This is a genomic window from Kribbella qitaiheensis, from assembly GCF_014217565.1.
Lineage (GTDB): Bacteria > Actinomycetota > Actinomycetes > Propionibacteriales > Kribbellaceae > Kribbella > Kribbella qitaiheensis_A.
Map to the genome: position 1 here is coordinate 3411452 of NZ_CP043661.1, position 21440 is coordinate 3432891.

Sequence of the window (21440 nt, forward strand, 5' to 3'; positions counted from 1 at the left end):
CCCGAGGCTAGCCGAGCGGAACCGCGTGCGGGGCGGTGTTGTCGAAGAGGGTGGTTCGGCCGTCGGACCAGACGACCAGGCCGGTACGACCGGGGCGGCGGCGGAGCCACGTGACTGCGTGGAGGCCGTGAGCGAAGGCGGTGGTGGCCTCGATGTCGGTCCAGGCGAGGGAGTCGCCGACGACCGTGACCGAAGCGATCCCGTACGGCGGGAGCCCGGTGCGCGGGCCGACGATGTGGGTGCCGCGGTGGGCGGTTCCGGAGGTGGCGACCGCGCCGGTACGCAGGGGCACCGTGGCCACGACGCGGGTGGGATCGAGTGGGTCCTCGATGCCGATAGACCAGGGCGCGGTCTCGGGATCGAGGGTGCGCGCGATCAGGTCGCCGCCGGCGGACAGGCAGTAGTCGGTATCGGCCAGGTGGTCGAGATGGCGGCGGGCTGCCCGTTCGACAGCCCAGCCCTTGACGACGCCGCTGGGGTCGAAGATCAACTCGCCGTCGGCATCCGGCAGATAGACCGAGAAGACGCCGTCGGACAATTCCACTGCCTGGTTGGCGAGTTCGAGGACCTCGCTCACCTCGGGCGCGCAGTCCGCCAGGCCGATCTCGTCGCGCCCGAGGCGGGAGATGAACGAGTCCGGGCGGTAGGTGCTGAAGATCCGGTCGACCTCACGCAACTCGTCGATGACAGCGTTCCACGTACTGCGGGCGCTCGTGTCGTGGGTGTGTTTGCCGCGGAGGGCGAGGCTGATCGGCATGCCCATCACCTGCTCGACGTACCGGGCGATCGGCGGAGCCGGTGGAGCCGGTGGAGTCGGCGGGGTCGGCGGGGTCGGCGCGGTCACAGGCCGGCCTTGTCGATGGCGGACTGCAGCGATCGGGTGTAGCCGTCGCTGGTGACGGTAGCGCCGCTGATCATGTCGATGGCCGCGCTCTGCTTGGCGAGGGTCTCGTCGATGAGCACTGGCAGGGCGTACGCGTTGATCTCCTGGTCCCGGCCGTTGCCGTTGGGGTACTGCAAGACGGAGACGTTGGTGATCTTGCCGCTGGCAACGGTGATCTGTACCTCGACCGGGCCCCATCGGGTGTCGGCCACATCACCTTGGACCTGAGCTGCGGTAGAGGTCGGTGAAGGCGAGGCCGTCGGGCTGGGCGACGTCGTACCGGTCGGACTAGGTGATGTCGTACCGGTCGAGTCTGGTGATGGCGTCCCGGTCGGCTCGCTGCTCGGACCGGAGCCGCTCGAAGGGTCGGGGCTGGTCGAAGGGTCGGGGCTGGTCGAAGGGTCCGAGCCCGTCGAAGGGGCTGCGGCGCCGATCACTGCCGGCGTACTCGTGCCCCTGCCGGAGGTCGAGGTGTGGTAGCCGAAGAGGAGTACGACGACGGTGATGGTGCTGAGGAGCCAGGCCGCGATGCGTTTCATGCGATCACCAACTGAAGTTCTCAAGGTGGATACGGTCGGCGGGAACGCCGGCCCGCGAGAGCTGCGCGGGACACGGACCCGGTCCACGGATCCGGTCCGCACAGGTAGACGTCCCGATCCGCGATGTCAGGGATCCAGGTACGAAGGGCGGCCACGTCGTCGAGGTGGTCGACACCGGCACCGAGCCACGAGTCGGGAGCGCGCCGATGGCCGGGCAGCAGGCCGATCAGGAGTCCGCGCTCGTCGGCGAGCATCCGGAGTTCCCGTTCGAAGAGCGGCGTACCGGTGTAGCGCTGAAGCAGGATGGCCTCACCGGGTCCGTAGTCGAGTCCCTCGGCCAAAGCGCGCAGCGGCGTGATCCCGACCCCTGCACCGATGAGCGCCACTCGGCGACCCGTAAGAGCCCGTGCCGAGAGCCGCCCGTACGGGCCTTCCATCAGCACAGGCGTGCCGGGCCGCAGGGTGCGCAGGGCTTTACTGTTGTCACCCAACGCCTTCACCGAGATCCGGAGGCCGGAAGCGCTAGGTGCGGCCGAGAGGGAGTACGGGTGGCCCCTGGTCCAACCAGCGCGGTCTAGGAAGCGCCAGGTGAGGAACTGGCCTGCCTCTGCTCCCAGTCGATCCAGCCGTCGCCCTGTCACGTACACCGACACCACACCACCGCCCTCGTCCGCCACCGCAGCTACGCGGAGTCGGTGACGCGCACTGTTGACCAGCGGTACTCCGACTCGCCACACCAGTACTGCGGCTGCGGTGACAGCCCAGACCGTCCACCAGTACGCCGTTGCTGCGGGCGAGCTAATGAACTCCTGCCCGGTCCACAGTTGGTGGGGAAGCGCTAGGCCCACTCCGAGGTAGGCGTAGAGGTGGAGCAGGTGCCACGACTCGTAGCGCAGCCGTCGACGCGCAGCCCGCACGCTGGTCACCACGGTCAGCACCAGGCACGCAGTACCGGCTAGTGCGAGCAGTACGCCGGGGTAGTTTGCGATGAGGTCCCAGAAGGTGCTGGGGATCGCGGTGATCCGACCAGCGGCGTACCCCCAGGTGATCAGTACCAGGTGGGCCAGCATCAGGTTGAACGAGGTGAAGCCGACGATCCGGTGGATCCGCAGCGCCCGGTCCTGGCCGAACGCGTGCTCCAGAAGCGGAACGCGCGCGATCAGCAGTACTTGGACCAGGAGCAGGTTCGAGGCGAGCAGACCAGCGAGCCGGCCGAGTGAGGTCAGACCGGACTCCCAGCCGTTCATCGCTTGGAGGCCGCGACCGGCGACCCACCAATAGGTGACAACCAGCAGACTCAACCACAGGGCGGACCCGGCGAGCACCCGCACACCCGAGTCGAACCGCGCCCGCCGACCGGGCCGCTGGTGCCGCGGCTGACCGGGCTGCTGGTGCCGCGACAGACCTGGCGGCGGACCGGTGGGTGGCGCGTGACTGACCGCCTCGAGTCGGCGTACGTCGGTAGTGGTGTGCATCGAGGCCCCCTGGCGGAGTGGTGATTCCTCGATGATTCACGGACTTGCTGAGACCCAGACCCGTACAAGCTGTGAGCTTGCTGTGCGTTTGCCCGAGTCCTCGCGTACTCGCCTACCTCAACAACCCGTGATCTGGAGCGGGGGCCTTTGCCCTGCGTGGGAGGCTGGCTTGTGTGGAGACGACTAGCGGAGTGAACGGATGAAGAGCCGGTTCAAGCCTGACCGTGGGCTGAACAGGCGGATGCTGGCGACCACGTTCCTGCTCGGATTGCTGTATGTGGTCTTCATCGGCGTGCTCATCGCGCTGATCAAGAGCGCGGTGCTGGCCATCGTCATCGCCGGCGGGTTGCTGTTCGCGCAGTACTGGTTCTCCGACCGCATCGCGCTGTTCGCCATGCACGGGCGCGTGGTCACTCCCGAGGAGGCGCCCGAGCTGCACGGCGTGATCGACCGGCTGTGCGCCCTGGCCGATATGCCGAAGCCCGCTGTCGCGATCGCCGATGTCGATCTGCCCAACGCGTTCGCCACCGGGCGCAGCCCCAAGAAGGCGGTGGTGTGCGTGACCACCGGGATCATGCGCCGCCTCGACGCCAATGAGCTCGAAGGCGTCCTCGCGCACGAGCTGTCGCATGTCGCGCATCGCGACGTCGCCGTGATGACGATCGCGTCCTTCCTCGGCGTACTCGCCGGGCTGATCACCCGGATCACTCTCTGGAGCGGCTTCGGCCGGAGTCGCGATCAGAACGCGGCGATCGTGGTGCTGACCATCGTGGGCGTGTCCGCGGTCGTCTATGCGCTCTCGTTCCTGCTCACCCGCGCCCTGTCGCGCTACCGCGAACTGGCCGCGGACCGCGCCGCCGCCATCCTCACCGGCCACCCCTCCGCGCTGGCCTCGGCACTCACGAAGGTGAGCGGCGAGATCGCCCGGATCCCCTCTCGCGATCTACGCCAGGCCGAGGCGTTCAACGCGTTCTTCTTCGCTCCCGCGATAGCGCAGGGCTTCAGCATCTCCTCGCTGTTCGCCACCCACCCGCCGCTCGAACGGCGTCTCGACCAATTGGCCGGAATCGCCCGCGAGCTCGGGCAGGAAGGCTAGGGATGGGCTTCTTGAACGCGCTGTTCGGCCGGACCAAACCCGTCCCCCCGAACCTCGACCAGCTCTTCGGACTCCCCTCCGCCGCAATCACTCTGCAGACCTCTACCGGATACAAACCGACCGGTATTGGTTCGGTGTGCTTCAAGGCGGCCGAGGGCGGCGGGTTCGCCGCGCTGCGGGAAGAGGTCGACAAGCTGCTGGCGCTGGACGGCAAGTACACGAGCCAGACCGACACCTACGGCTACACCTGGTTGATCCGGCAGACCCAAGACATCGATCTGGCCGGCCTGGCCACGGACCTCCACGGCGTGAACAGCGCACTGGTCGACGCCGGCTTCGGGCCCGCGTTGCTCTGCACCCTCATTGCCTTCACCGACGGCACCCAGCCGGTCGGCCTTGTCTACCTCTACAAGCAGGGCACCTGGTATCCGTTCGCCCCGACCGGGCCGAACAGTCGCGACAACACCGTCGAGCTTCAGGTCAGGTCCGCGCTCGCACAGGACCTGCGAATCGAGCCCGATCTGGCCCGCTGGTTCCCGCTGTACGGCGCGCCAGGCCTCTGACGCGCCGCCTCAGCTAAGAGCTGTCGGCTGGGCTAAGACTTCGCCGCGAGGTGGAGCCGGAGGATCGTGTCGTAGTCGACCAGCTCGACGGCGTCGACCTGTTCGACAGCGTCTTGGCTCGTGGTCACCAGGAGCTTGCGCGGATCGCTGAGCTCAACGCCGTACTTCGTCTTCGCGAAAGCACGGTTGTCGGCGTTCTTGAAGAACTCCTCGTACTGCGTGAGTCGCGCGGCGTCACCAGGTGTGGTGGAGCGGCGGCGGAGCTTCCCGTCCTTCGCCGTCTCCAGGAGCGGGAGGGCGAGGTCGCCGACGATGTGGGTGCCGTCCGAGCGCTCCAGGATGAAGTCGGGGGCAAGCGTCGTACCGTCCTCTGCCTCGAGGACCGGTTCGCGGATCAGCTGGGTCGCGTCGAAGGCCGACAGCAGGATCTCTTCGTGCTGCTGCAGGAACTCACCGACGGTCGTCTTGTGGAGACCCTGGTGGTACGTGCTCCCGAACGGCTCCGCCTTGAGCAGCTCTTCGAGCTCGCCGCGCGGTACGGCGAAGGTGCCGACCGGGTCGAGGTGCGGCACCGAGTTCACCAGATTCTGCAGGAAGTCGCGGTACTTGTCGGCCGGCTCGGACCGGTGGATCGCGATCGTCAGGAACGTCCAGTGCAGCCCGGTGCCCGAAGCAAGCAGGACCCGATTGAGCACCGAGTAGTTCCCAGGAGCGAACTGCAGCAGCTTGCCGTCGCCGGTACCGACCAGCTCGCGCCCGATCAGCCCTTCAGCGCCCGGGAACCGGTTCCGCAGCGCACCGCGTCCGGTCTCAGTCGCGATGGTCGCGTCCTGGTAGACATCCGCCTCGCGCAGGATCACTACCGGCTTGGAGCCGCCCGCGTCCCCGAAGTACTGATCGATCCCGGCGGCCTTCTGGCGCCGTACTTCGAGCGACCGGTACTCCCGGCTGATCCCGACGAACTCCAGGATGTTCCAGTCCGGCGTCTCGGTCAGCACCATCGTCCGCGGGAACAGCAGCGGCCCGGGCAGCTCCCGGGAGTGACTGGCAGTCAGATGGTCACTCACACCCTTGAGGTGCTCGTGCCAGAACTGCCCATTCACCTTGACGAACTCAGTGGGTTTCATCGCCCGCGTCTCCTACCTCGTACTCAGCCAACCCCGACGTAGTGGCAACCCCCGACCGCCCCAACCCTATTCCCCACCCGGCGAAACAGCCCCCGACCCGCGTCTGCGCAGGTCAGGCCCCAGACGGACAACCTCAACCTGGTCTACCTGGAGCTCATCGTGCACCCGCAGTACCGGCGCCGCGGCATCTGCACCGCGCTGCTGGAGCAGGTCTACGCGGCAGCCCGACACCAACACCGCAGCCTGATCGAGCTCCAGACGGTCCGTGCACTCCCCGGCGGCATCGCCCGCGACGAGGCCGGCTACCGCTACCTCACCAACCGCGCCCACCACCCCGGCATGACCAGCATCAGATCCCGCTGTCGCCTCGCCGCCCCTTCACCGGCCGACAAGGCAACGCTCGCCGAGGCGTGGACCCACGCAAACAGCTACTCACTGATCCAGTGGCGCGATGCAGCCCCCGAAGAAATCATCAAGGACATCGCCGCCCTGCAGAGCCGCCTCACCCTCGACGCCCCCACCGGCAACCTGGCAGTAGAGCAACAGCTATACGACACCGAGCGCGTACGCCGCCAGGAGGCCACCGAAGTGGGGCCGCGGCCACCACTCCTACTCAACGGCAGCCCGACACGACGCCACCGGCCAAATCGTCGCCCGCACCAAACTGTCATTCGAATCGAACGACCACACCCACGCCCGCCAACGAGTCACAATCGTCGAGCCCGCCCACCGAGGCCACCGCCTCGGGCTGCTCGTGAAGTCGGCCAACCACGCGCACACAAAGGCCCAAGAGCCAGCGCTGCACCCCATCGACGCCTGGAACGCCGAGGACAACACCCACATGCGAGCGGTCAACGAACTACTCGGCTTCCACCCGGTAGACACCTGGCCAACCTTCCAACTACCGGTCCCGGCCACGTAACCACAGCCCATGAAACCCGACCCCGAACAACAAATCAGCCCCCGACCCGCGTTTCCGCGGGTCAGGGGCTGTTTTGAGCTCCTGTGGCAGGTGCAGGGTTCGAACCTGCGTAGGCATAAGCCGACAGATTTACAGTCTGCTCCCTTTGGCCACTCGGGCAACCTGCCAGGGTGCTGCCGACCCGTGGACCGGCGTGAGAGACGATACAACAGACAGTGCCCCTGACAGCAAATCGGAAAGGAACTGCCCATGGCTTCGGAGTCCTCCTTCGACATCGTGAACAAGGTCGATCAGCAGGAGGTGGACAACGCCGTGAACCAGGCGGCGAAGGAGATCAGCCAGCGGTTCGACTTCAAGAACGTCGACGCGTCCATCAAGCTGACCGGCGAGACGATCGACATGCAGGCCAACACCGAGGAGCGCGTCAACGCCGTCCTCGACGTGCTCAAGGACAAGCTGGTCAAGCGGCAGATCTCGCTGAAGGGTCTGGACGCCGAGGATCCCAAGCTGTCCGGCAAGATCTACAAGCTCACCGCGACGATCAACGCCGGTATCACCCAGGAGAACGCGAAGAAGCTGTCGAAGCTGATCCGCGACGAGGGACCCAAGGGGGCCAAGGCGCAGATCCAGGGCGATGAGCTGCGGATCTCCAGCAAGAGCCGCGACGACCTGCAGGCCGTCCAGGCGCTGATCAAGGGCCAGGACCTCGACTTCGCCGTCCAGTTCGTCAACTACCGCTGAGCCAACCGCGTAGCGTCCGAACGTCGCGCCGGCTGATCCAGCCGGCCGGCGACGGTCGCTCAGCCGCGGGCCGCAGTGACCGATGTCACTGTCGCCACCAAGCACCAAGCACCAAGCGTCAGCCGAGCCGGATGAGTTGGGGCCAGAGAGCTGACCAAGGTTCGCGGAGTTGGCAGATCCAGATTGGTTTGCCTTTTTCTCGGGTTGCTGTGGGGGCCTCGATGGTGCCGGCCCGGGTGAGGGTTTGGCAGGCTTGGTGGGTCCATTCGGGGACATCGCCAGGGCCGGTACGGCGGAAGCCGTCGACCACGATGGCAATGTCGGACGAGTCCGGGGGCGGGCCCCAGTAGCCGAAGCCGTTGTGGCCGCTGTACGCCTGGGGTAGGCCGCGGGCGGGGCCGTAGCGCTGCAGGGCGGCAGCCTGGCCGTAGCTGTAGGCGTAGACGACCGCGCGGGAGCGCTCGGCCGGTGACAGCTGGTTCGTCGCGCGGGCGACCGAGTCGGCCAGTTCGGGCCAGCCGCTCTGGCTGCGGGCCTGGTCGACGCCCAGCATCTTGCCGTACGCAATCGCCGTACGTTCTGGCAGCAGTGGTAGCCCGAGAGGCGCAGCGATCAGCAGGGACAACCCGAGTACGCCGTACAGGGTCAGGGCGCGGCGGCGGGAGCGCATCCAGCGGTCGGCGGCGATCCCTGCACCGGCGAAGACGGCCGGATAGGCGCTGGCCAGGTAGGTGGCCTTGCCGCCGGTTGCCATCAGTAGCGCGGTGAAGACGATGAAGGTCACTGCGAAGACGCGGTACTGCCTGGTGCGCCACAGCCAGACCCCGCCTACGACGCACAGGGGCAGCAGTAGCGGCCCGACCACGACCTGGTACGGCAGTAGGCCTAGCGAGCCGCCCTGGGCAGCCTGTGCTCGCAGTGCCGAGGCCATGGTCAGCTGGGGCCAGTCGTGATTCGCCTGCCACAGCAGGTACGGCGTCCAGAACGCCGCTGCCACCAGGCCCCCGACAAGGAACCAGCGGCTGTGCATGATCCGTCGAGGGCCGACCAGGACAAGCGCGATCAGTGCAGCAAACACCCACAGAGCCAGCGTCATCTTGTTGAGCAGGCCGACTCCCAGCACCAGTCCGATGACCAGCCAGAGCCGGTCGTTGCCGGTACGGATCAGTCGGCACAGCAGCCAGCTCAGCGCGGCCACGAAGGTCAGGTCGGTCGTGCTCGTCCCCAGCACGTGCCCGGTGATCAGCACCATCGTCGAGCACGAGAAAGCGCCTGCAGCTATCAGCTCAGCTCTACGAGCGCCACCCAGCTCCCGGACCAGCAGAGCCACGAACAGCACGGTCAGGACGGTACAGACCGTCGCCGGGATCCGCAGGGCCCAGACCTCGCCGGGTGCGAGCGCATCCCCGAGCCGGGCCAGCAGTGGCGTCAACGGCGGCTGGTCGGGGTACCCCCAGGCCGGGTGCTGGCCGGAGACCAGGAAGTACATCTCGTCGTGGTAGTACCCGTAGCGGTTGCTGACCAGCGTCAGCACGGTCGCCAGCCCGCCGAGCAGGGCCAGCAACGGACGATTGCGGCTGGCCTCGCGACGCACCGGCGCGGAGAGCCCGACCTCTTCGGACGCGGTCAGCAGTGAGCTCATGCTTCCGAGCCTCGGACAGCGGTCTATACCTCGGGCATATCCGATCGCTCCGGTACGGCCACGGTCGACAAGAAATCCGGTGGTCCTACCGCTGGTCCCGGACTAGCGTGAGCCGCATGTACGAGCTGATCCCCGTGGCTGCGGCACCCGAGCTGGACGACGAAGCCGAGCAGCGGTTCATAGAGGACTGGCCCGAATTCATCTTTCACGACGAGGGCGTGGCGCCGTACCGGGAGCGGCGGATCGAGTACTTCCGCGACTGGGAGTTCTACCTCGTCGATGCCGATGACCGGCGACTGATCGCGGGCTGCTGGGGTGTGCCGATCGCGTGGGACGGGACGGTCGAGGATCTCCCCGGCGGCTTCACGGACTCGTTGGCTCGCTCCGTCGAGTCGTACGAGGCGGGGGTGGAGCCAAACACCTTCGTGCTGATGGCAGCGGCCGTACGGAACGACGAGCAGGGCAAAGGCCACGCCGGACGGGTGATCACCGCGGTCAAGGAGCAGGCGCTCGCACGCGGCCTCAGCCACATGATCGCGCCAGTGCGGCCGACCTTGAAGTCGCAGTACCCGCTGATCGACATCGCCGAGTTCATGACCTGGACCCGCGACGACGGACTGCCGCTGGACCCGTGGCTGCGGACCCACGTCCGGCTCGGCGCCACCCTGCTCGCCCCTGCCACAGTGAGCCAGACGATGACCGGCTCAGTCGCCGACTGGGAGAAGTGGACCGGCCTGGCCCTTCCCGCTACCGGTACCTACGTCATCCCCGACGGACTGACCACGCTCGCCATCGACCGCAGTACGGATGCCGGTCTCTACCAGGAGCCCAACATCTGGCTCCAGCACGCCTGACGCTCAAGCAAGAGCCTGTACTGCGAGTCCGTCGGGGCTTAGGACGCCTTGGAGGATGCGGAGGCAGTCCTCGCGGTCCGGGCCGTCGATGGCCTGGTCGGCCCATTGGGCGATGTCTTCCAGGGCTCGGGCGCAGCGGTAGTAGGTGAGTCGGGTGGCGTCCAGGTCGACGGCGCCGTAGCCGCTGAAGAAGGCGTCCTTCTGGGCCGTTGTGGCGGGTCCTAGAGAACCCATGCCCCCCAGGAAGAACAGCAGGTCTTGCTCGCGGGGTGCTAGTACTACGTCGTCCCAGTCAATGAGGTACAGCTGCCCAGCAGCGACCAGGACGTTGCCGAGGTGAGGGTCCGCGTGACAGAGGACCGGGATGCCGCCCAGGTCGCGGCGGGCCAGGTCCTCGGTCTGTTCGACGATGGTGGCGATGGTGTCGCTGTGGGCCCGCCATACGGTCGCTAGCTCTTCCTCGATCGCGTCCTTAGGTGTAGCGAGCCGGGCCTGGATGGAGTGGGTCAGGGCGGGCATGCGGGCGTTGATCGGGTTGATGCGCGGCAGGACGGCCTGTAGCTCCGCAGGCGGCTCTGTGCGATGCACTTCAGCCAGCAGGGCGCCGTACGAGGTCCACTGCTCGACAGTGAGCCCGGTGCGGGCCGCACGCTCTCCTGCGATCCAGGGGACCACAGAGAGCCGCCCGCCCTCCCGTTCACTCCACAGGTCGCCGCCAAGAGTAGGGACCGGCGAGGGGACACCACGGATGCCTCTGCTTGCCAGGTACGCCGTTGCGCGCGGCCCGGCGTCAGTACCGCCGCCGGACCACTTCACGGCGTACGAGAGCTCCCCTGTCGCTCGCCAGACCTCAGCAGCGACATCAGCGCCCTCGTGGACCTGCTCGAGCTCCCGTACGGCGAACCCGAAGTCCTCAGCCAGCCACAACCGCAGCTTGTCCGTCACCGGCCCAACAATGCCCTACAGACAACAGGCCGCAGCCCAATTACCCGGCGCGGACGCTTCGGGGCGAGCCGCCCAGTTCACGGTGACAGGACTTGTTGAAGGCGTGCAGGTCGGGGATGCCCACGGAGGCGGCTACGGCCGGGATCGAGAGAGTGGACGAGACCAGCAGGTGGCGGGCGCGGGCCATCCGGCGTTGGCGGATGTAGGCGACGACCGTAGTACCGGTCTCTGAGCCGAAGAGGCGGGTCAGGTGGTTGTGGGAGATGCCGGCCGCTCGGGCGAGCGCGGGCACAGTAAGCGGCCGGGCCAGGTTCGCTTCGATGTAGGCGATGGCTGCCGCGACGGACGGGTGGCCCGCGGTACCGCCGCCTTCGCCGAGTGCAGCGCTGAGTTGGGCGACCCGCCAGAGCGCGGTCCACACCTCGGCGGCGACTCGCGCCGAGCCGGATGGTGTCGCCTCGATCGCCTGGCGGAGCAGGTCGGAGATGACGGGCGCCGCAGTACCGGAGTCTTGCACCACCGGCACGTACGACGGCTCGCCGACCAGCCGCGGCCGGAAGTGCGCGTAGAGGTGCTCCGACCGGCCGCGATAGGCGAACTCCACCTGCACGCCGGCCGGCACCAGACTGACCGACCCGGGCGAGACCCCGTACGTCGTACCGCCGACCGTCAGATCCGCGGAGTACCCGAAGAGGTGGAACTGCCAGAGATCGGGCAGCCGGAAGACATCCCGTCGGCCGCGGACGCCGTGGACACCGACGCCGGCATTCACCACCTCGGGCGGCTCGGCCAGGTGAAGAAGCACCATGGTGAGAAATTACCACCAGTGGTGATCTCAACCCACGCGAGACAAGTGGTTGGAAACCTAGCCTGGTCGAGTACCAACCACCACGGACCACTCGCCCCGACAGGGAGAGACATGCCCCATCCACATCGCAAGAACCTGCTGACCTCGGTCCAGCTGGCGCATTTCGTCGCCACCGGCGCGTTCCGGATGGACGCCGTCGTCCCCGACGAGATGAACCGCGAGGCGCTCGACGTCCTCAAGGCCGGCATCCCCGGCGTCCCGTACGGCACCCCGCTCTCGGAGGCCTTCGAAAGCAGCGAGTTCGTCCAGAAGCTGGTGCAGCTGCCGGAGATCGCCGGCGCCATCCACAGCCTGGTCGGCCCCGAGCCGACCGTCGACCACCACGCGGTCCACATCCGGGAGGCGCACGAGGGTGAGGCGCAGAACCTGCACGGCGACGCGATCATCGACGTACGGCCGGACGCGTTCGACGTACAGCTCATGTACTACCCGCAGGAGGTGACGCTCGAGATGGGCGGCACCCTGAGCGTGCCCGGCAGCCACCTGCGCCGGACCAACGAGTCCGACACCGGCCGGTACCAGAACCTGCTCGGCCAGACCCGGCTCACCTGCCCGCCCGGAACGATCGTCCTGCTGCACCACGGCATCTGGCACGGCGGCCGCAAGAACGACAGCGACATCGACCGCTACATGTTCAAGATCCGCTTCAACCCGACCGTCCGCCAGGTCCGGCTCTGGAACACCGACGACCTGTACGACGAGCAGGTGGCGGCCGAGCTCGGCCAGTACTTCCCCTGGTACGAGAACGCCACCGGGCCGGCTGGAGATCTACAACCGGGTCAAGCTCTGGCAGGCCCTCACCGGCGACGACACGTTCGACCCGGACTACTGGGTCACCCGGGTGTCGAACCGCCCGCAGCGGGTCGTCGCGCAGCGCAGCCTCAACCCGCACGCCGCGAAGAAGGAGATGGCATGACAACTGTTCAGCAGACCCTTCACCAGCAAGTACAGCGCCAGCAGGTGCTGGTGCTGTACCTGGCCTCTTCGGCGCTGGACTCGCGCGTGGTCGGCTGGTCGACGTACGACGGGACCGGGGCGACGTCACCGACGACGGGTGACAGTGACGAGCCGCCGTACGCGAACGGTCTTGACGCGTTGAAGGACGGCTGGCGGCTCTTCCAGGCGGCGCAACTGCTGCCGCCGCAGCCGGGGCACGAGTACGACGTGTCGTTCCTCAAGCACGAGTTCTTCTTCGAAAAACTCGTCTGAGCATCACCAGAAGCAGGAACCCCGGCCGGGCCCTCGGCCGGGGCTCCTTTTTTTGGACCTGTTTTGGATTCAGACAGGCAGCACGCAGCCGGGCTGGGGCCAGCTCAGCGGCGTCCCCGTTGCGGTGAGGGCGCCGCTGCTCTGGTCGACGGCGAAGACCGCGATCGAGTCGGATCGCTCGTTCGCCGCGTACAGCTGGGTCCCATCCTTGCTGAAGGCAAGGTGCCGCGGCCAGGTCCCACCGGATCCGATCGTCTGGATCAGCTCCGCGTCGACTCCCTCGGCACCGGTCTCGAACACCGCGATGGTGTCGTCACCGCGGTTCGAGCCGTAGACGAACCGGCCGTCGGCCGACACCAGCACCTCGGCCGGGAAACTCTCGCCCTCGGCATCGTCCGGCCGCGTCGACAGGGTCTGTACGACGGTCAGCTTGCCGTCGGCGTAGGCGCAAACGGTGAGCGTCGAGTCCAGCTCGTTGATCACGTACGCCGCTCCGCCGCCCGGGTGGAACACGATGTGCCGAGGTCCGGCACCTGCGTGGATCGCGAGCCGGTCGACGTCTTCCAGCCGGCCTTCTTTTGTGAGCTTGGAGATGTAGACCGAGTCGGAGCCGAGGTCGACGTTGAACGCGTACGCACCGGCCGGGTCGAAGGTGATCTGGTGGGCGTGCGGGCCTTCCTGGCGCTCCTCGTTGGGGCCGGTGCCTTCGCGCTGCAGGATCTGGGTCGCGTCGCCGAGTGAACCGTCGGCCGCGATCGGGTGGATCGCGACCGAACCGGAGCTGTAGTTCGCCGACAGCAGGAAGCTTCCGGTCGGGTCGATCGCCAGGTGGCAGGGGTGAGCGCCCTCGGTCGACTGATCGTTGAGGAACTCCAGCGAACCGTCCTCCTGGATCGCGAACGCGCTGACCCGGCCGGCCTCCAGCTCGTTCGTCGCGTAGAGGAACCGCCCGTCGCCCGACCGGGTCAGGAACGACGGGTCGTCCGTCGCCACGGCGAGCGTCATCGCATCGAGCGAGCCGACGCCGATGCCCTTCCCGCCGCCCGCCCGATTGGTGTAACTACCGACGTAGATCCGCTCCGAAGTCATGCCCCCACCCTGCCAGGTCTTCGAACCCCAGGCACTCCCCGATCCAGCATTCAAGCCGTCGTGGTTATTGGTGGGTGAGTCTTTGCCGTTCGCCCCTACTCTCGGTCCATGGATACGACCGCCTTCCTTCGCCGGCTCGGACTCCGTGGGCATGACGGGCCGAGCCTCGAAGCGCTCACCACTCTGCATGCCGCGTTCTCGGACTCGGTGCCGTACGAGACGGTCCAGTACCAGTTCGGCCAGGGCGGTCCGCTGGATCCCGAGGCGGCCGCGGCGCGGATCATCTCGCGCGAAGCCGGTGGGTACTGCTTCCAGCTGAACGGCTCCTTCGGCGCTCTGCTCACCGCCCTTGGCTACCAGGTGACCATGCATCGAGGCGGTGCCGAGACCGCGACCCGTCCTGCGAAGGTGGACGCCAGCCACCTGGTCCTCACCGTCGACGGTCTGCCGGACGCACCCGGGACCTGGCTGGTCGACGTCGGGCTCGGCGAAGGACTGATCGCACCACTGCCGCTCGGTGTGGGGCGGTTCGAGCAGGAGCCCTTCAAGCTCCGTCTGCGACCGTCCGAGATCGTCGACGGCTGGCGGCTCGACCACGACCCGCGCAGCAGCCTGGTCGGCATGGATTTCGAGGCCGCTCCCGCCACGATGCAGGCGTTCGAGGCGCAGCACGCCTACCTGTCCGCCTCACCGGACTCCCCCTTCGTCCGGCTCCTATCAGCCTTCCGCCGCAAGCCCCGCAGTACAGCGATCCTCCGCGGCCTCACCCTCACCGAACTCTCCGCCACCGACCTCAGCACCACGATCCTGGAATCCAAGCCCGACTTCTACACCGCCCTCAACGACATCTTCGGCCTCCCCATGACCCACCTCACCCCCGCCCAACGCACCCACCTCTGGCACCGCGCGACCAACCAGCACGAGGACTTCCTGGCCCGCTCGCAGTAGGTACTGTCGCTGGATGATCTTCGATGACCAGCGATCCGCCCGCGGCCTGCGAACCGTCTCCGACCTGCTGGAACTGGCCGAGGCAGGCACGATCATCCTCGACCCGTACTCCGTGCTGCTCGGCACGCGAGTCGTTCTGGGCACCGGAAACGTGCTCTACCCGGGTGTCGTCATCGAGTGCGGCCCAGATAGCTCCTGCTCAGTCGGCTCAAGTAACACCTTCCTACCGGGCACCTTCCTCGCCGCGACCAACGGCGGCTCGATCGTCATCGGCGACAACAACCGGATCGGCGAAGGCGGGGCCCGGATCATGGCGGACAGCGGACGGGTGACGCTCGGCGACAGAATCCGAATCAGCAGCGGCCCGGTCATCGTCGCCCCGGCGGACCTCGGCACCGGCTGCCAGGTCCTCGGCCAGATCACGGCCCAGGGCGTCCGCCTCGGTGCAGGCGAGGACTTCAACTACCCCGACCCGGACGGCCGCGGCGCAGTACTGAAGGGCTTCGGCAAGGCCCGTGGTCTGACGCTCGGGGCGGGAGAGGTCGTCAACGGCGCCGGGGACTTCGCCGACGCCCCGGTTGAGCGGCAGCGTGGCTATCACCCGAACAGCCCAACCCTCCGGCCCGCGCCCAGGAGCTGATGAAAGGGGATACGGCCGGGCGGAGGCCGGCGGAGACCGCCGAAGCGGAGGCCGGGCGGAGCGCACCCTGGCGGAGGTGCGAGGCGGGGCGTAGCCGCCAGCGGTGGGCGGGAGGACGAGTCAGGACGACGCCGCGGAGCCGCAGTCACATCATCACTGTTAGGTGACTAGGGCGAAGAGGGTGCCGGGGAGGATGGAGAGGATTACGGCGGCGCCGGCGCAGGTGCTGATTACGGCTACTGCGGGGGTTTCGATGTTGACCGAGAAAGGGTCTTCCGCGGGGAGGCGGAAGAGTTCGGCTATCCAGCGGAGGTAGACGGCTAGGCCGATCATGACGTTGAGGGCCATGACTACTGCTAGCCAGCCGATATGCGCGTCTAGGACTGCCTGGAAGGCGGCGAATTTGGTGAAGAGGCCGGCTAGGCCCGGTGGGAGACCGGCGAGGACTACCAAGAAGAAGACCAGGGCGACGCCTAGGCCGGGCTCTGAGCGGACCATTCCTCGATAGTCGGTCAGTAGGCCGGCTGGGCGGTGGCGTTGTACCACGGCTACTGCTCCGAAGGCGCCGAGCGTGACGACGACGTACGCCGCTAGGTAGCCGACTGCCGCCTGGGCGTCGCCCACCGCGAGGGGCGCGAGCAGGAAGCCGACTTGGCCGATCGACGACCATGCGAGGAGTCGGACAGCCTCGACCTGGCGCAGCGCGGCCAGGTTTCCGACCGTCATCGTGACCGCCGCGAGGATGCAGACCACAGTTCGCAGCTCCGACCCGCTCGGGGCGAGGCCGAACGTCACGAGCACCAGCAGCCCGCCGACTCCGGCCGACTTCGACACCACGGCAAGGAAGGCGGCCACCTCGACCGGCGCACCGGCGTACGTGTCCGGAAGCCAACCGTGGAAGGGCACCGCGGCGATCTTGAACCCGAAGCCGACGATCACGAACAACCCGGCCGCGAATGCGACCCGGCGCAGGTCCGGATCGATCCCCGGCAGGCGGTTAACGATCGTCTGCAGGTAGAGGGACCCCGTCACGCCGTACAGGTAGGAGATCCCGAACAGCATCACCGCGGTCGACAACACCGAGACCAGGAACGCCTTGAGCGCACCTTCCGAGCCGCGCCGATCGCGGCGCAGGGCGACCATCGCGAAGCTCGGCAGTGACACCACCTCGAGCGCGATCACGACCGTGGCGAGGTCTCGCGCACCGGCCAGAACCGTCCCTCCGGTCAGCGCGCTGAGCAGGAGGAAGTGGTACTCCCCCACCGGAATGTCCACGTCGAGCAACCGGTACGCCGAGAGGCCGACGACGCCGAGCCCGCCCATCAGCAGCACCGCCCAGAGCCCGACCGTCAGCGGCTCGAAGACCAGGCTGCACTGAGCCGGCCCCTCGATCGCCGGCCGGCAGAACGCGGGCTTCAGGCTGTTGCGCTGAACCGCGATGAACGCGAGCCCGAACAGGATCGCCGCTCCGGTCATCAGCGTGATCACCGTGTGCTTGACCTGCTTGCTGCCGGTCCGCCAGAAACCGTCAGCCAGCAACACGGTGACGGCACCAAGGGCGAGCACCAGCGGTACGGCGATCGCCTGCCAGTCGATCCAGGTCATCGTCATGCGAACGTCCAGTACTGGAGCAGGAACCAGGGCCAGATCCCGAGGAAAACGGTGAGTGCTACCAGCGGCGTCCAGGTGATCAGCTCGATCCGGCTCAGGTCCACCGCGAAGGCGGCCGCCGGATGTTCGGCCGGATCACCCTGGCAGAGGTTCCGAATGAGGCGCAGGAAGTACGCAGCAGTGAGCACAGTGCCGATCCCGGCGATCACCATGAACACCAGGAAAGTTGTCCGTGGCAACAGATCGCCCGGGTGGTAAGCGCCGAGCAGGACCAGCATCTCGCCCCAGAACCCGGCCAGCCCGGGCAGCCCGAGTGAGGCGAGACAGGCGAACGTGAGCAACCCGCTGAGCCGTGGCAGCCGGGCATACAACGCACGGCCGATCTCGCGCAGGTCACTGGTGTCGTGGCGGTCCTTGATCGCCCCGGCGAGGAAGAACAGCAGGCCGGTGATGATGCCGTGCGCGATGTTCGCGAACAGCGCGCCGCTCAGGCCTTCGGGTGACATGGTCGCGATGCCGAGCCCGATGAAGCCCATGTGACCGACGCTGGAGTACGCGATCAGGCGTTTCACGTCGGTCTGCGCAAGGCACGCCAACGACCCGACGATGATCGCCACCGTCGACAATCCACCGAGGTACGGCGCGATGGTGGCCGAATCTCCCGGCAGCACCGGCAGCAGGATCCGGACCATCCCGTAGCTGCCGAGCTTCAGCAGGACGCCCGCGAGCAGCACCGACCCGACCGTGGGGGCCTTGGCGTGCGCGTCCGGCAGCCAGATGTGCAGCGGCCACAGCGGCATCTTCACCGCCAGGCCGATCGCGATCAGGATGGCGGCCTTGAGGCCCGTGCCACCACTGCTTCGCCAGGGATGGCTGCTCAGGTACTCGATGTCGAACGAGCCGGCCAGCCGATGCACCAGCAGGAACCCGAGCAGCATCAGCGCCGACCCGAACACCGTCATCAGCACGAAGGTGGTCGCGGCGCGCCGCCGCCCGGCCGGGTCGTGGTGGTCGCCCCAGATGTCGATCACCAGCCACATCGGGATCAGCACGACCTCGAAGAACAGAAAGAACAACACCAGGTCGAGCGCCGAGAACGTCCCGATCACGCCGGTCTCGATCACCAGCAGCAGTGCGATCAGCGACCTGGCCCGGCCGGCCCGAGGGGTGATGCGGAGCGAGTACAGACAACAGAGGAACACCAGCAAGGCGGTGAGCACGATCAACGGCATCGAGATCGTGTCGATGCCGAGGTGGAACCGCACGTCGAGCGCGGGGATCCAGGACACGTCCGTTTCGGCGTACGCGTTGACCTTGCCGGGCAAAGTCCTCGGGATGTCGTTCGTGGCCACCAGGTCCAGCGTCGGCGTACCGCGCGGCCTCAGCAGATCCCACCAGAGCAGAGCCGATCCGATCAGCACCAGACCGGAGATGACCGAGCCGACGACGGCGGCAACCCGCTCGCCAACTCCCGCCGGTAGCGCCCACAGCAGCGCGGCGGTCAGCGCCGGCACGGCAATCAGAGCGATCAGCAACCCGCTCACGAGCCGATCACCCCCGCCAGGACCGCGAGCGCGACCACTCCGACCACGGCCGCGGTCAGATACGTCTGGACGTTTCCGGTCTGCAAACGCCGGAAACCTTCGGATGCGAGCGTCCCGGCCCGCCCGGTCGCCCGGACGTACCCACCGATCACGTCCCGATCACCACCGACCGCAAGCTTCGCGAACCACCGCACCGGCACTACGAACAGCCGCTGGTACGCCGTATCGACGCCGAACTCGCGTTCCAGCAGGACCGGCCGTGGATCCGCGCCACGCTGCCACAGCGAGTACGCCGGGAGTGCGCCGAACAGCGCCAGCACGGTGGTCACCAGCGCGATCACCCAGTTCACGTGGACTCCGTCGACGTACCCCAGCCCGGCGGCTCCGATGGCCAGCACCACCAGTGGAGCCAGCATCAGCCAGGAAGGCTCGTGCAGCTTCGACAGGTCGGGGTCCTCCAGATCCGCCATCGGATCGTCGGCCTCGAACGCTCCCAGGGCGCCCGCGAGCGCCGGCGTACGGAAGAAGACCCAGAGCCAGAGGCGTACGCAGTAGAAGGCAGTCATCGCGGCGGTCACGCAGACCGACATCAGCACGACCCAGCCGAGCGTGGAGCCGTCGCGCGCGTGGTCCCAGGCTGCTTCGACCACCGAGTCCTTGGAGAAGAACCCGGCCAGGCCTGGTACGCCGGCGAGCGCGCCGAGGCCGATCGTCATCGTGACGAAAGTGACCGGCATCGCCCTACGCAGCGCACCACGGCGGGTGTAGCGCCGGAGTACGACGAATGCCGCACTGCCGACCTGATGCAGCAGGACACCGGCACAGAGGAAGAGGAGGCCCTTGAAGGCAGCGTGGGTGAGCAGGTGGAACAACGCGGCGTGCCGGCCGTCCTTGGTGCCGAGCGAGAGGCCGGCGAACATGATCGCGAGTTGACTCACGGTCGACCAGGCGAGCACCCGCTTCACCTCGACCGCGGCCATCGCGCAGAGTGCGGCGAACAGCATCGTCACGCAAGCGACGATCGCGAGCACGGTGAGCGTCGCGTCGGCCGCGGTGAACAAGTCGTACAGGCGGGCTATCAGGAAGACACCGGCGGCGACCATCGTGGCTGCGTGGATCAGTGCGCTGACCGGGCTCGGGCCCGGCATCGCGTCGGGGAGCCAGGTCTGCAAGGGAACTTGAGCAGACTTGCCGACCACGCCGACGAGCAGCAGCAAGGTCCCGGCGGTCAGAGCGGGTGACGACATCTCGTCGGCGCGGAGGCCGGAGATCCGGAAGGTGTCGCCGGCCAGGCCGAGCACGAAGATGCCGAACAGGAAGCCGACATCGCCGAGCCGGGTCATCAGGAACGCCTTCATCGCGCCGGACCGGGCGTCCTGGCGCTCCCAGTAGTGACCGATCAGCAGGTACGAGCAGACGCCCATCACCTCCCAGCCGATCAGCAGCAGGAACAGGCTGTCCGAGATGACGACAGTCACCATCGCCGCGGTGAAGAGGGTGACGAGCGCCGTGTACGACGCGACGCGTTTCTCGAGGTAGCCGATCGAGTAGAGCTGCACGCAGGCCGAGACGACTCCGACGACGGCGAGCATCAGCACGGTCAGGTCGTCGGTCCGGACGGCGAAATCGACGTAGATGTGGATGCCTACGTAGCTGCCGGCGAGCTCGACCTGCTGTGGATCCACGCCGTGCAGCAGGGCGGCGGTCAGGATGACCAGCAGGGAGAAGCCGACGCCGATCACCCGCGAGGCGGTCGCGATCACAGCTCGTTCTCCTGAAGCTCGGGCCGCTCACGCAGGTCACGAGCCGCGTCGGCGTCGACATGGCCGTGGCCGCGGAACAACAGCAACACGATCGCGAGGCCGAGTCCGATCTCAGCGGCGGCCAGGGTGATCACGAAGACCGCGAGGGTCTGCCCCGTCGCCAGGCCATCGAGTCGCCAGGCGTCGAAAGCGACCAGGTTGAGGTTCACCGCGTTCAGCATCAGCTCGAAGGACATCAGCATCGTGATCGCGTTGCGACGCGCGAGCACGCCGTACACGCCGAGGCAGAACAGCAGCACCGCCAGCAACAGCGGCAGGATCAACGGCATCAGTCGTCCCCCTTCACCGAGGACGACACCGTCTCATCTGGCTCCGACAGTTTTCCGGACCGTTGCGAAAGGACGATCGCGCCGATCAATGCCGCCAGCAACAACACCGACAAAACCTCGAACGGGAGCACCCAGACGCGGAACACCGCAGTACCGATGTCTTCGGCCGATCCAGCTGGTACCGGCTTGATCTTTTCGTTGCCGAAGGCAATGACTATGCCGGTGCCGAGGAGGAGAAAGAGTGCGCCGGCTACTACAGCGGCGAACGGGCTGCGTCTTGTCGTCAATGCCGGCAACGGATTCGTCGGCGCCTTCGTGAGCATCAGGGCGAAGAGGACCAGTACTACGATCGCGCCGACGTAGACCAGGATCTGAACGAGCGCGACGAACTCGGCGTGCAGTGCCCCGAAGCAACCGGCTACCGCGCCGAGGGCAACTACCAACCAGAGGGCCGCGTGCACGATTCGGCGCGTGGTGACGACGACCACCGCCGCCGCCACTGCCACCGCCCCCGCGATGGAGAAGAGCGCAGTGGTCACTCCTCGCCCCCGGGCTCGGCCTGACCTTCTTGGGCCGGTCCAGCTTGGGCCGGATCGGCTTCGATCACCGACGGGCCGGGGTCGATCGGTTGGGGTGCTGGGACGGTCCACAT

General features: G+C 67.4%; 21 protein-coding genes and 1 tRNA gene. 8 read left to right on the top strand and 14 right to left on the bottom strand.

The genetic code is table 11. The annotated features are described in order from the left end of the window. Positions 1–7: 7 nt before the first annotated feature. From F1D05_RS15795 to F1D05_RS15805, 3 genes are read right to left on the bottom strand one after another with little or no spacing between them, the layout of a single operon-like run. Positions 8–844 carry an FAD:protein FMN transferase gene (locus F1D05_RS15795; RefSeq protein ID WP_246486735.1) on the bottom strand — a complete coding sequence of 279 codons (837 nt, stop codon included), beginning with the start codon at positions 842–844 and terminating at the stop codon, positions 8–10. Then, complete coding sequence (locus F1D05_RS15800) at positions 841–1422, bottom strand: FMN-binding protein (RefSeq protein WP_185448382.1); 582 nt, start codon at positions 1420–1422, stop codon at positions 841–843. Before F1D05_RS15800 ends, F1D05_RS15795 begins: the two co-directional genes overlap by 4 nt. Positions 1423–1442: 20 nt before the next feature. Further along, on the bottom strand, positions 1443–2897 hold the full coding sequence (locus F1D05_RS15805; protein WP_246486736.1) for a ferredoxin reductase family protein: 1455 nt from the start codon (positions 2895–2897) through the stop codon (positions 1443–1445). Between the two features lie 199 nt (positions 2898–3096). On the opposite strand from F1D05_RS15805, the gene htpX reads away from it, so the two are divergent. Then, positions 3097–3993 (top strand): zinc metalloprotease HtpX, encoded by an 897-nt coding sequence (htpX, locus tag F1D05_RS15810; RefSeq protein ID WP_185448383.1) that lies wholly within the window; start codon positions 3097–3099, stop codon positions 3991–3993. A gap of 2 nt (positions 3994–3995) precedes the next feature. Continuing rightward, the gene (pspAB, locus tag F1D05_RS15815) at positions 3996–4556 is read left to right on the top strand and encodes a PspA-associated protein PspAB (RefSeq protein WP_185448384.1); all 561 of its coding nucleotides are present in this window, start codon (positions 3996–3998) and stop codon (positions 4554–4556) included. A gap of 32 nt (positions 4557–4588) precedes the next feature. Here pspAB and F1D05_RS15820 read toward each other — a convergent pair whose 3' ends face one another. Beyond that, positions 4589–5683, bottom strand: coding sequence for a hypothetical protein (locus F1D05_RS15820; protein ID WP_185448385.1), 1095 nt, complete (start codon positions 5681–5683; stop codon positions 4589–4591). Between the two features lie 147 nt (positions 5684–5830). Here F1D05_RS15820 and F1D05_RS43010 point away from each other — a divergent pair, with 147 nt between their 5' ends. Then, the gene (locus F1D05_RS43010; protein ID WP_428995031.1) at positions 5831–6682 is read left to right on the top strand and encodes a GNAT family N-acetyltransferase; all 852 of its coding nucleotides are present in this window, start codon (positions 5831–5833) and stop codon (positions 6680–6682) included. 7 nt (positions 6683–6689) lie between these two features. Here F1D05_RS43010 and F1D05_RS15830 read toward each other — a convergent pair. Next, positions 6690–6772 (bottom strand) — tRNA-Tyr (locus F1D05_RS15830). Between the two features lie 82 nt (positions 6773–6854). Here F1D05_RS15830 and F1D05_RS15835 point away from each other — a divergent pair. After that, a complete protein-coding gene (locus F1D05_RS15835) occupies positions 6855–7346 on the top strand; it encodes a YajQ family cyclic di-GMP-binding protein (RefSeq protein WP_185448387.1) in 492 nt (163 codons plus the stop codon). Positions 7347–7464: 118 nt separating this feature from the next. On the opposite strand, the gene F1D05_RS15840 is transcribed toward F1D05_RS15835, so the two are convergent. Next, on the bottom strand, positions 7465–8988 hold the full coding sequence (locus F1D05_RS15840; RefSeq protein WP_185448388.1) for a glycosyltransferase family 39 protein: 1524 nt from the start codon (positions 8986–8988) through the stop codon (positions 7465–7467). Positions 8989–9104: 116 nt separating this feature from the next. Between F1D05_RS15840 and F1D05_RS15845 the strand changes: the two genes are divergently transcribed. Further along, positions 9105–9842 carry a GNAT family N-acetyltransferase gene (locus F1D05_RS15845; protein ID WP_185448389.1) on the top strand — a complete coding sequence of 246 codons (738 nt, stop codon included), beginning with the start codon at positions 9105–9107 and terminating at the stop codon, positions 9840–9842. A gap of 3 nt (positions 9843–9845) precedes the next feature. Here the strand turns inward: F1D05_RS15845 and F1D05_RS15850 are convergent, their stop codons facing one another. Both F1D05_RS15850 and F1D05_RS15855 read right to left on the bottom strand, forming a co-directional pair. Then, complete coding sequence (locus tag F1D05_RS15850; RefSeq protein WP_185448390.1) at positions 9846–10787, bottom strand: phosphotransferase enzyme family protein; 942 nt, start codon at positions 10785–10787, stop codon at positions 9846–9848. A gap of 40 nt (positions 10788–10827) precedes the next feature. Then, entirely contained in the window at positions 10828–11595 is a 768-nt protein-coding gene (locus F1D05_RS15855) for an AraC family transcriptional regulator (protein ID WP_185448391.1), read from the bottom strand. A 111-nt stretch (positions 11596–11706) separates the two neighbouring features. On the opposite strand from F1D05_RS15855, the gene F1D05_RS15860 reads away from it, so the two are divergent. Next, on the top strand, positions 11707–12864 hold the full coding sequence (locus F1D05_RS15860; RefSeq protein WP_246486737.1) for a phytanoyl-CoA dioxygenase family protein: 1158 nt from the start codon (positions 11707–11709) through the stop codon (positions 12862–12864). 69 nt (positions 12865–12933) lie between these two features. Here F1D05_RS15860 and F1D05_RS15870 read toward each other — a convergent pair whose 3' ends face one another. Beyond that, positions 12934–13953 (bottom strand): lactonase family protein, encoded by a 1020-nt coding sequence (locus F1D05_RS15870; RefSeq protein ID WP_185448393.1) that lies wholly within the window; start codon positions 13951–13953, stop codon positions 12934–12936. A 108-nt stretch (positions 13954–14061) separates the two neighbouring features. Between F1D05_RS15870 and F1D05_RS15875 the strand changes: the two genes are divergently transcribed. Both F1D05_RS15875 and F1D05_RS15880 read left to right on the top strand, forming a co-directional pair. After that, a complete protein-coding gene (locus F1D05_RS15875; protein ID WP_185448394.1) occupies positions 14062–14901 on the top strand; it encodes an arylamine N-acetyltransferase family protein in 840 nt (279 codons plus the stop codon). Between the two features lie 13 nt (positions 14902–14914). Next, on the top strand, positions 14915–15541 hold the full coding sequence (locus F1D05_RS15880; protein ID WP_185448395.1) for a hypothetical protein: 627 nt from the start codon (positions 14915–14917) through the stop codon (positions 15539–15541). Positions 15542–15700: 159 nt separating this feature from the next. Here the strand turns inward: F1D05_RS15880 and F1D05_RS15885 are convergent, their stop codons facing one another. Genes F1D05_RS15885 through F1D05_RS15905 form a run of 5 tightly spaced genes read right to left on the bottom strand, consistent with a single transcriptional unit; the run spans position 15701 to position 21327 of the window. Beyond that, positions 15701–17152 carry an NADH-quinone oxidoreductase subunit N gene (locus F1D05_RS15885; RefSeq protein WP_185448396.1) on the bottom strand — a complete coding sequence of 484 codons (1452 nt, stop codon included), beginning with the start codon at positions 17150–17152 and terminating at the stop codon, positions 15701–15703. Next, positions 17149–18696, bottom strand: coding sequence for a complex I subunit 4 family protein (locus tag F1D05_RS15890; protein WP_185448397.1), 1548 nt, complete (start codon positions 18694–18696; stop codon positions 17149–17151). Before F1D05_RS15890 ends, F1D05_RS15885 begins: the two co-directional genes overlap by 4 nt. Continuing rightward, complete coding sequence (locus tag F1D05_RS15895; RefSeq protein WP_185448398.1) at positions 18693–20459, bottom strand: NADH-quinone oxidoreductase subunit 5 family protein; 1767 nt, start codon at positions 20457–20459, stop codon at positions 18693–18695. Before F1D05_RS15895 ends, F1D05_RS15890 begins: the two co-directional genes overlap by 4 nt. Further along, positions 20456–20788 (bottom strand): NADH-quinone oxidoreductase subunit NuoK, encoded by a 333-nt coding sequence (gene nuoK, locus F1D05_RS15900; protein ID WP_185448399.1) that lies wholly within the window; start codon positions 20786–20788, stop codon positions 20456–20458. The genes F1D05_RS15895 and nuoK overlap by 4 nt, the downstream gene beginning before the upstream one ends. Further along, positions 20788–21327, bottom strand: a complete 540-nt coding sequence (locus tag F1D05_RS15905) for an NADH-quinone oxidoreductase subunit J family protein (protein WP_185448400.1) — start codon at positions 21325–21327, stop codon at positions 20788–20790. Before F1D05_RS15905 ends, nuoK begins: the two co-directional genes overlap by 1 nt. Positions 21328–21440: the final 113 nt, after the last annotated feature.